This window comes from Planococcus sp. CPCC 101016 (assembly GCF_007859295.1).
In the GTDB taxonomy this organism is placed as follows: domain Bacteria; phylum Bacillota; class Bacilli; order Bacillales_A; family Planococcaceae; genus Planococcus.
The window spans coordinates 432288-444661 of sequence record NZ_VOHB01000002.1 but is presented as its reverse complement, the minus strand read 5'-3'; the positions used below and the strand labels follow the sequence as shown (position 1 = coordinate 444661).

Here is a 12374-nt window from a genome sequence, read left to right as displayed (position 1 = left end):
TTCAAAAGTCTATATTTCTTTGTTTGCCCACAATTGCGAAATTATAAACTTCTTTCTAAAGTTCATGTGTTATTGCCAAACTTTTATGGTATCTGTCTTCATGAGCCGCGTTGCCAATACTACTCCTAAAACTGCCCCACTCAGGCTAGAGATGAAAAAAGGAGGAACAAAAAATAAAGCTCCGAATTCAGTGCCTAAAAAAATCCGGGCATAAGGAACAGCAACCAAAGAAGCGATGATTCCCGTTCCTACTACTTCCCCTATTGCAGCCAGCCAAACTTTGCCGAACTTAGCATACATAAGTCCAGCCAGCAATGCTCCAATCATTCCGCCGGGAAAAGCCAATAGTGAGCCTGTTCCCGTCAATATCCTGACGACTCCGGTCAGAAAAGCAATCAGCACTGCCGGACCAGGTCCAAAAAGAACAGCCGCGAGGACATTAATAGCGTGCTGGATTGGATATGCACGCGCGATTCCTGCTGGGAAATAAACAAAAGCTGAACCAGCTACTCCAATTGCAACGAACATTGCCATAAGGATCAGTTTCTTTGTTTTCATTCTTTGACACCCTCTTTGCAGGATGTTCGCAACGCCTTGATACGTCCTTCAATATCTTCTGCTTCCGTAATTGTTGAAATGACGGCAATTCCTGATACACCTGATTTCCAGACCTGCCCTGCATTTTCGGGAGTGATGCCGCCAATGCCCAAAATTGGCAAGGCAGGAAACTTACTTTTGACAGCCAGTATTCCTTTGACGCCCGCAGGTGCTTTAGCATCAGGTTTCGAGACTGTGCCGAAGACCGGGCCCATCCCGACATAATCTGCGCCGTGCAAAATTGCCTGTTGTGCTTCTTTTACTGAATGAACAGACACACCCAAAATTTTCTCTTTTCCTATCATCTTGCGAGCATATAAAGCCGATACATCATCCTGACCGACATGAATGCCGTCTGCCTCGATTTCGCAAGCCAGTTCCAAATGATCGTTGATAATCAGCGGTACGCCATAGTTATGGCATAACTGCCGGCAGCGCAAAGCAAACTCGAGCAACGCCTCCCCCTTCAAAGCTCCATGTCCTTTTTCACGCAGTTGGAAATGAGTAATTCCTCCGCTGAGCGCTGCTTCTAGTAATTCAAAAGGATCTCTTGCCCCTGAATTTTGGGAACCCATTATAAAATAGATCGCAGGTTTATCGAAAAATTTCAATTCTGGCCGCCTCCCTGTTTGCTGCTTGACCCGCTTTATATGCTGCATGATTAGTAGGTCCATGTCCCGAGCCAATATTCAACGGATCGCTGATTGCAGCCTGAATAAATTCTTTAGCTGTGCAGATCGCTTCCTGCAGATCTCGTCCTTTGGCAAGTTCCGCCGTTACAGCTGCTGCAAATGTACAACCGGTGCCATGCGTCTGATCAGTTTCAATCCGGTCTGAGCGAAACAGTATCGATTCGCCATTTGTATCCAGAAAGTAATCTTCTGCATACTTCGTATTTGCTTCATGACCTCCTTTGATCACAACAGATTGCGCACCCAGCAATAAAATCTGTTCAGCTGCCTGGCGTCGACTGGATGCATCTGTAATGGCAATGCCGGTCAGAGCTTCCGCCTCCGGAATATTCGGAGTCATAAGATAGGCCAATGGAAGCAAATGAAACTTAAGAGCTTCCACAGCTTCCGGCTGCAATAATTTTGCACCGCCCTTAGCAATCATGACCGGGTCTACAATCAGCTTTTTCCAGCTGTAACGCTGGATGGCTGCTGCTGTTTTCTCGATGATTTCCGGGTCGAATAACATCCCCGTTTTTAAAGCAGCAATCTCAAAATCGCTGCCGATTGCCTCCAATTGTGTTTGCACCGCTTGGGAAGTCATCGGATAAATGGCGGAAACGCCTGTTGTATTTTGAGCAGTTACCGCAGTAATGACAGAAGTGCCGTAGACGCCCAGCTCCTGAAAAGTTTTCAAGTCGGCTTGGATGCCAGCTCCTCCTCCTGAATCTGAGCCCGCTATCGTTAGAGTTTGCGGTATTTCACTCATAACATCCCCTCCTGTATCGTGACGCGCTCACTTACTTCACTGTCTGTTATACTTGCCAAGCAATTGATGAAAGTCCTATGGAAATCACCCGGAAGAGCTGCAAGTTTTCCAGCCTGTTCTCCCGCAATAGCATAAACCCGCAGCGCATTGCTAACAGTCTCCATCGGATTTTCTGGCTGAATGGCGAGGCAGGCAGCTGTAACACTGCTCAATAAGCAACCCGTTCCCGTTATGAAAGCCATAGCCGGATCCCCAAAAGGAATTTCAGTCACCGATTCTCCATCCGTCACAATATCCGTTTTTCCGGTGACTGCAATAATCAATCCCAAATTTTTGGCGGTAGAAACGGCCATCTCTCTGATGTCCAGAAGCCCTTCTCCCGCATCAACGCCTTTCGACTCCCACTCTTTCCCAGAAACAGCTGCAAGCTCTCCTGCATTGCAGCGGAGGACGCTGACGTCAACTGTATCCAGAATTTCATGAACAGCCGCTAAACGGAAACGGCTCGCTCCTGCTCCTACAGGATCCAGAACGACAGGAATGCCAATTCGATTGGCTGTTTTTCCGGCTAGCAGCATGCTTTTCAGCGACTCTGCGTTTAAGGTGCCGATGTTTAATGACAAAGCCTTTGATAATGCAGCAAGTTCTGCTGCTTCTTCAGGAGCTTCTCCCATTATCGGAGAAGCTCCGATTGCTAATAGACCGTTTGCTTGGAAATTCGATACCACATGATTGGTGATGCAATGGACTAGAGGATTTTCCTGCTTTATTTTGTTGAGCATCTTTAAACACCCACTCCTTCTGCAAAATTGATGGACCACGATTCTTTTCTCCATGCTTGATCCCAGAAATTCCATTCGTAATAGCTGCTCTTGCGGAAATGGCTTTTCAACTCACGACGCCGCGCTTCCGGCAATCCTTCCGCCAGCAGGTTCATACGGGATATCTGTTCGTTGACAAGGGCTCCAAATTCCTCCGAACCATAAGTTTCAATCCAGCGGTTGTATATCGGATGATCGGGTTCGGCATTTTTTAAGCGCTCTCCAATTTCATAGTAAAGCCAATAACATGGCAGAATAGAAGCCAACACGTCCGCCAAATCACCTTCTGACGAGCGGTACATATGCGACACATAGGCGTACGCAGTCGGCGATGGCTCAAACACAGCCCATTCTTCGTCTGTCACTTCCAACAGTTCCATAAAGGATTCGTGAAGAGCCAGTTCAGCACTGCAGGTATGCGCGGAATGAAGTGCAAAGCGCTGTGTCGTTTCCAAATCTTTAGCTTTGGATGCGCCAATAGCCTGTACTTTAGCAAAATGAGATAAATAATAAGCGTCCTGCATTACATAAAAACGGAATACATCAACCGGTAATGTTCCATCTTCGATGCCCTTAACGAACGGATGATCAAAACTGGCCTGCCACAAGCTGTTGCACTCTTCTCTTACTTCTTCACAAAATGTCATTTCTCCATCTCCTCTTTGCTTTCAGATCTCAGTGACCGACTGTTACGGTCACTTTCCCTGTTCTTTGACCAAATAAAAAACGCCGCTTCCCGGCAAAGGGAAGCGGCGTATGCAGTCGATAAAAGAAATAGCAGACGGTCGCCACTTCCCTCCGCTGGTATGATCCAGATCAGGTTCAAAGGGTCCAGGCTTATGCCTGTCTCAGCCGATATCCGGCTCCCCTAGTGGTGTGTTTTATTTGTGATTTACGAAATCACTATATCATAGATTCAGAAAATTCTACAGCTTTTATGCGATTTCCTGTTTCATCATCAAAGAAATGCACGTGGGCCATATCAAATGCAAGCGTCGCCGTATGGCCTGGCTCAATTGTTGTAGCGGCATCTACACGCGCAATAAATTCCTGTTCTGCGTAAACAGCGTGCAAGATCGTTTCAGCTCCGGTCAGTTCACAAACTGTAATGACCGCTTCGAATTCACTCGCTGGAATGCCTGATAAATCCTCATTATTGACGTGAATATGTTCTGGGCGAATACCCAAGGTGACCGCTTTTCCTTCATAGCCTTCGTTCTTCAACATGGACATTACTTGTGCTGGAATGTCCAACACTTTGTCCCCCATCAGATAAGCTCCTTTTTCAATTCTCCCTTCAAAAAAGTTCATGGCAGGAGAACCGATAAAGCCACCTACGAAGCGGTTTTCCGGGTAATCATAGACTTCTTTCGGAGAACCGACCTGTTGGATAAACCCATCTTTCATTATTACGATGCGAGTAGCCATTGTCATGGCCTCTGTTTGGTCATGCGTCACATAAATGGTTGTTGTTTTCAACCTTTTGTGAAGTTTGACGATTTCTGCACGCATTTGGACACGCAGTTTGGCGTCCAGGTTGGACAGAGGTTCATCCATCAGAAAGACTTTGGCATCACGGACAATGGCGCGTCCAAGAGCGACACGCTGGCGCTGTCCGCCCGACAACGCTTTTGGTTTCCTGTCTAAATAGTCTTCCAACCCAAGGATAGCTGCAGCTTCATTAACCAATCTCTTAACCTCAGCTTTTTTGAATTTCCGCAGCTTTAAACCAAAAGCTATGTTTTCAAATACTGTCATATGCGGGTACAAGGCGTAGTTTTGAAAAACCATCGCAATGTCGCGGTCCTTTGGCTCGACCTCGTTCATCCGTTTGCCATCTATGTAAAATTCACCTTCCGTTATTTCTTCCAATCCTGCAATCATCCGCAAAGTTGTTGATTTACCGCATCCTGACGGACCAACAAAAACGATGAATTCTTCGTCCTGAATATGGAGATTAAAATCCGAGACGGCAAGAGCGCCTTTGTCATATCTTTTCCCTAGCTTTTCAATTTTGATCTCTGCCATTTCGCATTCTCCTTATTTTCGATTTATTCTAATTATAATTAGTTATCTGTAAATTACAAATACGAGGTTGGAAAGCCTAATTTATTATTGTATACTTCTCTTTATAGAAGCTGGAATATTTTGTGTTTCTAAATAGGAAAAATGGGGAACCATTTAGAAGGGCTCTCGCAGAGCAGCCTATAAATCTTCGGGAGTCGAAGTTAAATTTATTCCATAAATACCCTGACTTTATCTATTTAAACAAAAAAGGAGAGGAAGAGATGAAAAAAACGCGGTTATTTTTAATCAGTGTAACAATATCGGCTCTAATTCTTAGCGGTTGCGCAGGCTTCCAGACAAGTAACAATGATGAAGCGAATGTTAACGAGGAAGGCAAGACAGTGGTCGATTTTTGGTCTTTCTGGGGTTCTGAACTTAGACGCCCGATTATTGACAAAATTGTTGCGGACTTTAATGCATCTCAAGATGAAATCGAAGTCAAACATACCTACAGCCCTTGGGGAGATATTTGGACAAAAGAACTGGCTGCTATTGCAGCGGGCAACCCTCCGGATGTCGTAATCAACGATATTAACGCAACTGCGCTTCGCGGCAAGGAAAATCAGGCAATGAACCTTTCTGAATTCACCGGTGGAGATTTCTCAGAAAAATTCTATCCTGAACTTTGGAATGCAACACTTTATGAAGGAGACTCTTACGGCATCCCTTTCAATACGGATACACGTGTGCTTTTCTACAACAAGGATGCCTTTGAAGAAGTCGGCCTTGATCCGGAAGATCCGCCGGAAACATGGGCAGAACTGGAAGAGTATGCAGCTAAACTGGACATTAAAAATGACGATGAGTACGAACGTCTCGGTTTCTATCCGCTTTGGGGCGTCGGATATGATGTCTGGTTACTAAATGCTAATGGTGAAAACTATTTTGGCGAAGATAATAATACTGACACAGTCAATATCAATACGGAAAGAAACGTTGAAGTCCTGAACTGGCTGAAGTCCTGGAGAGAGAGAATCGGAGTAGATGTTGTCAATGCATTTCAAGCCCAAATTGACAGCCAACAAGGAAATCCTTTCTTCAGCGGCGATCTAGCTATGATTGTTCAACAACCAACATTCTATCAGCAAATCAGCGAGTACGCAGAAGACCTGAATTTCGGTGTAGTCCAGCTTCCTGAATATGAACCAGGCAACGGACACACAAGCTGGGGCGGTGGTTTCGTAGCTGAAATACCTGAAGGGTCAAGCGATCCGGAAGCGGCATGGAAGTTCATCGAATATCTAACAGATCAAGAAGTACAAACATACTGGGCAGTGGAAAACTTTGATAATGTAGCCAATATCGAAGGAGCTGAAGCCGCTGCACAGTCTGGTGATCTTACGGAAGAAGGCCAAATGGTCTACCAGATGGCGGTAGAGAGTATGGAAAATACTTTGCTGACTCCCGCACCTGTAGAAGCACCAGGCTACTATAATTTTATCAATCCGCAAGTTGATGAATTCTTCCTTGGCCAAAAGACTGCCGAAGAAGCACTGGCGCAAGCAGAAGCAGATATAAAAAATTTAATCGAGAAAAATCAGTAAGCTAGGAGGAAAGTCCTTTGGGAAAAAGAAAATTGACCATGAGGCGCAAAGAAAGCATATACGGCTATATTTTTATCTTACCGTTTATTGTGGGGTTCTTCGCTTTCACCGCCGGGCCTTTATTGTTTTCCTTAGCAGGAAGCTTCACAGACTATAATATTACATCGCAGATGGATTTCATCGGAGTGGAAAACTACCAATCGCTCATCATGGAAGATGGTCTTTTTCGGACTTCTTTGTGGAATACGATTTACTATGTCGCATTCTCCGTCCCCCTAACAACTTTGGGAGCCATTTTCATTTCATCACTTTTAAATCAAAATGTACCGGGAATTCGTTATTTCCGGACCTTATACTATTTGCCTGCTGTACTTTCAGGTGTCGGCGTATATCTGCTTTGGATGCAATTGCTCGAGCCAGGAACCGGAATGGTCAACCTGCTCCTTGGCTGGGTCGGTATCGACGGTCCTAACTGGCTGTATGATCCGGATTGGACTAAACCTTCCTTAATCCTGATGAAACTTTGGAGTGTCGGCGGATCAATGCTTCTTTATCTTGCGAGTATGCAAGGCGTTTCAAAACACCTGTATGAAGCAGCAGAGATTGATGGAGCAAGCAGAGGACGCCAATTTTTTCATATCACAATCCCTATGATTACTCCCGTTATATTTTTTGATGTTGTCACCAGTACAATTGGAGGTTTCCAGATTTTCCAGGAAGCCTATATTATGTCCGGGAATGGAGAAGGCGGACCTGCAAATTCCTTGCTGTTCTACAATCTCTATATGTGGAATCAAGCCTTCGGAAGCTTCAATATGGGCTATGCAATGGCAATGTCCTGGATTTTATTCGTCATCGTCTTTATCCTGACAATCATCAATTTGAAACTGGCTCCCCGCTGGGTGCATTACGAAGGGGAGGAGAAATAAATGGCTAAGACCAATGAAGAAACCAAGTTTTCTGATGAACAGGATAGACTGGAAAGCCAGTCTGGTACCAACACAAAAATACGTTATTGGGAACACCGCGGCAACCGGAATAATATGTGGCAAATTTTGAACTTCGTCTTATTGGCTGCAGGAAGCCTTCTGGTTCTGTCGCCTCTCTGGTGGATGTTTGCCACTTCATTAAAGACCATGGGGGAAGTTATGTCGTACCCGCCGTCCTTCTTTCCGGAATCCTGGGAATGGACAAATTATATCCGCGCCTGGCAAGCTGCACCTTTCACTACTTATACCCTTAATACCATTACAATCACGACTTTTGTAGTGATTGGCAGTGTCGTGGCAAATTCTTTTATTGCATACGGCTTTGCCAAAATACCGTTTCGTGGCAAAAGCATTTGGTTCGCCATTGTACTGTCGACAATGATGATTCCCGGATTTGTAACACTCATCCCACAATATGTTCTATTTTCCAATTTAGGATGGGTTAATACGTATTATCCTTTGATTGTGCCGCATTTCTTTGGAAGTGCCTTTTATATTTTCCTGCTTCGGCAATTCTATATGACTATTCCTACTGAATTGATCGAAGCAGCAAAAATGGAAGGAGCAAACCATTTCTATATTTGGTGGAAAATTGGGCTTCCTTTAACAAAACCGGCACTTGCAACCGTTGCTATTTTTTCGTTCAACGGCGCATGGAACGATTTCCTCGGACCTTTGCTTTATTTGAACGATGAGAATCTCTACACGCTGCAACTCGGACTGGCAGTATTCAAAGGACAGCTTAGTACACAATGGAATTATCTAATGGCCGGATCGCTTCTCGTGCTCCTTCCTGTCATCCTGCTGTTTTTCTTCTTCCAGAAGTACTTTATCCAAGGAATCAATCTATCTTCTGGTGGGAAATAAGAAAAGCGCAAGCAGCCGTTTAGCTCCGACAAACGCTGGCTGCTGGAGCTGGACAACTAGAAAAGTGTGAGTGGCCATTCAATTCCAGGCAAAAGAAAAGCGTTCCTGAAATTTCAGGAACGCTTTTTTCATATTATTAAACGGTTGCCACTTTTTTCTCTTTTTTGATTTGCTTGCTTCGTAATTGTCCGCAAGCTGCATCGATGTCAGCGCCTTGTTCATGGCGTACTCCGCAGTTGATGCCTTTCTTTTTCAACGCATCGTAGAAAGCGGTGATTGCTTCCGGCGTGCTTTGCTGATACTGATCATGCTCATCCACCGAGTTATAAGGAATTAGATTGACGTATGATAGATGACGCTTGTCTTCCAGCAATTTAGCCAACTGATTCGCTTCTTCTACATGGTCATTGACGTCACGCAATAAAATATACTCAAACGTGATGCGGCGGTTGGATTTCTCTAAATAATAATCAATGGCGGCCATCAATTTTTCAATTGGGTAAGCTTTGTTGATTTTCATGATGCGTGTACGCAATTCGTTTGTTGGTGCATGAATCGAAATAGCCAGATTCACTTGCAGGCCTTCGTCTGCATAGTCATAGATTTTCGGTACGATGCCGCTTGTAGACACCGTAATGTGGCGAGCTCCAATAGCCAAGCCTTTTTGAGAATTAACAACATTCAGGAAGCCCATCAGATTCGTGTAGTTATCGAACGGTTCGCCGATTCCCATTACCACGATATGGCTGACGCGCTCATCTTTTTGCTGTGCATCAAAATGCGCTTGAACTTGCATGATCTGCTCAACAATTTCACCCGCGTTTAAATCACGGCTCTTTTTCAAAAGTCCGCTGGCACAGAAACTACAGCCGATGTTACAACCGACCTGCGTTGTTACGCAGACAGAATTCCCGTATTTAAAACGCATTAATACCGTTTCAATCAGATTGCCGTCCTGCATTTGGAAAAGGAACTTGATTGTACCATCCGCAGATTCCTGTTTGACGGTTTCTTTCAATGTACGGATGGTGAAGTTATCTTCAAGAAGCTGGATGCAGTCTTTGGAAAGATTGTTCATTTCCGAGAATTCAGTGACACGTTTAATATACAACCAGTCCCATACCTGTTCAGCACGGTACTTTTTCTGGCCGTTTTCTAAAAACCATTCTTTTAGCTGATCTATCGTTAATCCATAGATGGAATTTTTCATTTCAGAACCCTCATTTCAAATTTCACAATTGCTTATTATAATACTAAAAATAACGCTTGACAACAACTATTTTTGTTTAGACAGAAAAATCTGACTTAAAATCCTGCTTACTGTCTCGTTTTCAAGGGTAGATATTGGAAAAGAGGAGTTGATATTATGAGTGCTATTACCCATGTCGGACTGGCAGTTCCTGATTTGGACAAAGCTATCGATTGGTACAAAAAAGTTTTGGGCTTCTATATTTTAGCCGGTCCATTCGAATTCAACGCTGCGAATAAAAATTCGGAAGCGATGACATTGGATCTCCAAGGCGCCGAGCTGAAAAAAATGCGCAATGTCCATTTGATGTCGTCAGGTGGCGTCGGCATTGAGCTTTTTGAATTTCAAGACCCTACATATCAAGCTGAACAGTATTCGCCTCACGCCGGATTTTTTCACATTTGCCTGGTCGTTGACGATCTAATCGGCACTATCGAAAAAGCCGTCCAGCACGGTGGCAAGCAGCGCAGCAAAATCTGGAATATCAACAAGGGCAAGCCTCATTACTTAGTTTATACCGAAGATCCATTTGGCCATATCATTGAATTGTATTCACGTAGTACTGCTGAAATATATGGAAATCATTAACCCAAAAAACCAGACGCTTTTAAGGCATCTGGTTTTTTGGGGCTATAAGGTGCTTACGCTTTTCTTATACCAACTGCTCTTTTTTCTGCAGCATAGTACCGTTTGCAGCCAAATCCGTATGCCACGAGAAAGCTTTCTCCAACACGTGTGGAGTCTGACCGCCGCGCGTTAGCGCTTCTTCGTAGTAGGCACGAAGTTGGTCTCGGTATGTTGGATGCACACAGTTTTCAAGGATGACTTCTACACGTTCACGCGGCGCCAGTCCACGCAGATCTGCATAGCCTTGCTCTGTTACGACTACATCCACATCGTGTTCGGTATGATCGACGTGTGAAACAAACGGCACCACACTTGAAACATTGCCGCCTTTAGCAATCGATTTCGTTACAAAAATCGCCAAACGGGCATTTCGTGCGAAATCTCCTGAACCACCGATGCCGTTCATCATTTTTGTACCCGAGACATGTGTCGAGTTGACGTTTCCGTACATATCGAACTCCAAAGCAGTATTGATTGAAATCAATCCGAGTCGGCGGATAATTTCAGGGTGATTGGAAATTTCCTGTGGACGCATAATAATCTTATTTCGATAGTTTTCAAATTCGCCGAAGACTTGTTTCATTTTCGGTTCGGATAATGTAATCGAACAGCAAGATGCAAAGTTCACTTTTCCTGCATCAATTAAATCAAAAACAGCGTCCTGCAATACTTCAGAGTATACTTCGAGGTCTTTAAATTCGGAATCGACCATGCCATGCAAAACAGCATTCGCCACAGATCCGATGCCTGATTGCAAAGGAGCCAGTTTTTCTGTCAGTCGGCCCGCGCGAATTTCAGAACGCAAAAATTCAAGCAAGTGATCCGCCATAATTTGCGTATCTTCATCTGGCGGCACAATATTTGAAGGAGAATCCAACTGTTCAGTGAAAACAATGCCTCTCACCTTCTCCATGTCGATTGGAATTCCGATGGTGCCGATGCGCTGATCGACAGCTGTTAAAGGAATTGGCAACCGCTCTCCTTGTTTGCCGGTATCATAGATGTCGTGCAATCCTTCGAATAAGTCAGGCTGCGCCATATTGATTTCAACGATAATGTTTTTCGCATGCTTCGCAAACACAGCAGAGTTCCCGACAGAAGTTGTCGGAATGATCATACCGTCTTCTGTAATTGATAGAGCTTCTACGATTGCAAAGTCAATCGATTCGGTTACTCCTGTACGAATCCATTCTGCTGTATGGGATAAATGATGATCCACAAAGAGCATTTCGCCATCATTGATTTTTTTGCGCATTGCCGGCTCTGCCTGGAACGGCAAACGTTTGTTGACGATTCCCGCTTCCGCAAATAACCGATCGATATCAGAGCCTAAAGAAGCGCCCGTAAACACATTCACTTTAAAGCTCTCGTTTTCCGCGCGTTTCACTAATGCGAAAGGAACCGCTTTCACATCTCCAGCGCGTGTAAATCCACTAAGCCCCAAAGTCATGCCATCCTGTATCCATGAAGCCGCCTCTTCCGGCGTTACCGTCCGGTCTTGCAACTGTTTCGCTTTAATGCGCTCAAGTTTTTTTTCCATCATTATCACTCTCTTCCGAAGTTAGTTTTATTTCCCTTAATTCAATAAAGCGTTTTCATAAGCGAATACTCAGTTAAAAATCCTGCTTTACGCAAAAGGGTATAATTTTTCATTGTCTATCATCTTTTAATTATTAGATAATTTTAACTTATTCTGTTTCGGAATCGAGCTTTGCAGAGTGGAAAAGAGTTTATCCCTGCCAAGCAGAGAATAAGAGACTTGAAGCAGCATTTTATCAACGAAAAAAAGCATAACTTTCAGTGTCTTGAAGCTGCCCTGAAAGTAACGCTTTTCTTTATTTCCCAGACTCCAGCAGCCAGATTCTAGGATCATAAGCCACTTTGACTATGCGGCTGAAGAAATGCCGCTTCGCCAGTGCGTCTTATGCCCGTCGAATCTACACGGCTGCTTCCGCTTTTCTTTTTGTCCAGCTCCAGCAGCCAGATTCTAGGGTCATAAGTCACTCTGGCTATGCGGCTGAAGAAATGCCGCTTCGCCAGTGCGCCTTATGCCCGTCGAATCTACACGGCTGCTTCCGCTTTTCTTTTTGTCCAGCTCCAGCAGCCAGATTCTAGGGTCATAAGTCACTCTGGCTATGCGGCTGAAGAAATGCCGCTTCGCCAGTGCGCCTTA

General features: G+C 44.5%; 12 protein-coding genes and 1 riboswitch. Of the genes, 4 read left to right on the top strand and 8 right to left on the bottom strand.

What is annotated here, in order from left to right; all coding sequences use genetic code 11:
• Nucleotides 1–69: 69 nt before the first annotated feature.
• The 6 genes from thiW to FQV26_RS02050 form a co-directional block, all read right to left on the bottom strand.
• Entirely contained in the window at nucleotides 70–558 is a 489-nt protein-coding gene (thiW, locus tag FQV26_RS02075; RefSeq protein WP_146555712.1) for an energy coupling factor transporter S component ThiW, read from the bottom strand.
• On the bottom strand, nucleotides 555–1208 hold the full coding sequence (thiE, locus tag FQV26_RS02070; protein WP_261384246.1) for a thiamine phosphate synthase: 654 nt from the start codon (nucleotides 1206–1208) through the stop codon (nucleotides 555–557). The genes thiW and thiE overlap by 4 nt, the downstream gene beginning before the upstream one ends.
• On the bottom strand, nucleotides 1192–2037 hold the full coding sequence (thiD, locus tag FQV26_RS02065; RefSeq protein WP_146555710.1) for a bifunctional hydroxymethylpyrimidine kinase/phosphomethylpyrimidine kinase: 846 nt from the start codon (nucleotides 2035–2037) through the stop codon (nucleotides 1192–1194). The genes thiE and thiD overlap by 17 nt, the downstream gene beginning before the upstream one ends.
• Nucleotides 2034–2819 carry a hydroxyethylthiazole kinase gene (thiM, locus tag FQV26_RS02060; protein WP_146555709.1) on the bottom strand — a complete coding sequence of 262 codons (786 nt, stop codon included), beginning with the start codon at nucleotides 2817–2819 and terminating at the stop codon, nucleotides 2034–2036. Before thiM ends, thiD begins: the two co-directional genes overlap by 4 nt.
• Nucleotides 2820–2821: 2 nt before the next feature.
• Nucleotides 2822–3505 carry a thiaminase II gene (gene tenA, locus FQV26_RS02055; RefSeq protein WP_146555708.1) on the bottom strand — a complete coding sequence of 228 codons (684 nt, stop codon included), beginning with the start codon at nucleotides 3503–3505 and terminating at the stop codon, nucleotides 2822–2824.
• A gap of 129 nt (nucleotides 3506–3634) precedes the next feature.
• Nucleotides 3635–3738, bottom strand: a riboswitch (TPP riboswitch).
• A gap of 23 nt (nucleotides 3739–3761) precedes the next feature.
• Complete coding sequence (locus FQV26_RS02050) at nucleotides 3762–4886, bottom strand: ABC transporter ATP-binding protein (protein ID WP_146555707.1); 1125 nt, start codon at nucleotides 4884–4886, stop codon at nucleotides 3762–3764.
• Nucleotides 4887–5146: 260 nt separating this feature from the next.
• On the opposite strand from FQV26_RS02050, the gene FQV26_RS02045 reads away from it, so the two are divergent.
• Genes FQV26_RS02045 through FQV26_RS02035 form a run of 3 tightly spaced genes read left to right on the top strand, consistent with a single transcriptional unit; the run spans nucleotide 5147 to nucleotide 8325 of the window.
• Nucleotides 5147–6469, top strand: coding sequence for an ABC transporter substrate-binding protein (locus tag FQV26_RS02045; protein ID WP_146555706.1), 1323 nt, complete (start codon nucleotides 5147–5149; stop codon nucleotides 6467–6469).
• A gap of 17 nt (nucleotides 6470–6486) precedes the next feature.
• The gene (locus FQV26_RS02040) at nucleotides 6487–7398 is read left to right on the top strand and encodes a carbohydrate ABC transporter permease (RefSeq protein WP_261384245.1); all 912 of its coding nucleotides are present in this window, start codon (nucleotides 6487–6489) and stop codon (nucleotides 7396–7398) included.
• Complete coding sequence (locus tag FQV26_RS02035; RefSeq protein WP_146555705.1) at nucleotides 7399–8325, top strand: carbohydrate ABC transporter permease; 927 nt, start codon at nucleotides 7399–7401, stop codon at nucleotides 8323–8325.
• Nucleotides 8326–8461: 136 nt separating this feature from the next.
• On the opposite strand, the gene rlmN is transcribed toward FQV26_RS02035, so the two are convergent.
• Nucleotides 8462–9535, bottom strand: a complete 1074-nt coding sequence (gene rlmN / locus FQV26_RS02030) for a dual-specificity RNA methyltransferase RlmN (RefSeq protein ID WP_146555704.1) — start codon at nucleotides 9533–9535, stop codon at nucleotides 8462–8464.
• A gap of 156 nt (nucleotides 9536–9691) precedes the next feature.
• Here rlmN and FQV26_RS02025 point away from each other — a divergent pair, with 156 nt between their 5' ends.
• A complete protein-coding gene (locus FQV26_RS02025) occupies nucleotides 9692–10162 on the top strand; it encodes a VOC family protein (protein WP_146555703.1) in 471 nt (156 codons plus the stop codon).
• A gap of 64 nt (nucleotides 10163–10226) precedes the next feature.
• Here the strand turns inward: FQV26_RS02025 and scpC are convergent, their stop codons facing one another.
• On the bottom strand, nucleotides 10227–11741 hold the full coding sequence (gene scpC, locus FQV26_RS02020) for a succinyl-CoA:acetate CoA-transferase ScpC (RefSeq protein ID WP_146557737.1): 1515 nt from the start codon (nucleotides 11739–11741) through the stop codon (nucleotides 10227–10229).
• Between the last annotated feature and the right edge of the window lie 633 nt (nucleotides 11742–12374).

Excerpts from the sequence above, each read along its gene's own strand:
- FQV26_RS02045 (WP_146555706.1), top strand. The coding sequence starts at position 5,147 with ATGAAAAAAACGCGGTTATTTTTAATCAGTGTAACAATATCGGCTCTA.
- thiM (WP_146555709.1), bottom strand. The coding sequence starts at position 2,819 with ATGCTCAACAAAATAAAGCAGGAAAATCCTCTAGTCCATTGCATCACC.
- thiW (WP_146555712.1), bottom strand. The coding sequence starts at position 558 with ATGAAAACAAAGAAACTGATCCTTATGGCAATGTTCGTTGCAATTGGA.
- FQV26_RS02050 (WP_146555707.1), bottom strand. The coding sequence starts at position 4,886 with ATGGCAGAGATCAAAATTGAAAAGCTAGGGAAAAGATATGACAAAGGC.
- FQV26_RS02035 (WP_146555705.1), top strand. The coding sequence starts at position 7,399 with ATGGCTAAGACCAATGAAGAAACCAAGTTTTCTGATGAACAGGATAGA.
- FQV26_RS02025 (WP_146555703.1), top strand. The coding sequence starts at position 9,692 with ATGAGTGCTATTACCCATGTCGGACTGGCAGTTCCTGATTTGGACAAA.
- scpC (WP_146557737.1), bottom strand. The coding sequence starts at position 11,741 with ATGGAAAAAAAACTTGAGCGCATTAAAGCGAAACAGTTGCAAGACCGG.
- tenA (WP_146555708.1), bottom strand. The coding sequence starts at position 3,505 with ATGACATTTTGTGAAGAAGTAAGAGAAGAGTGCAACAGCTTGTGGCAG.
- thiD (WP_146555710.1), bottom strand. The coding sequence starts at position 2,037 with ATGAGTGAAATACCGCAAACTCTAACGATAGCGGGCTCAGATTCAGGA.
- rlmN (WP_146555704.1), bottom strand. The coding sequence starts at position 9,535 with ATGAAAAATTCCATCTATGGATTAACGATAGATCAGCTAAAAGAATGG.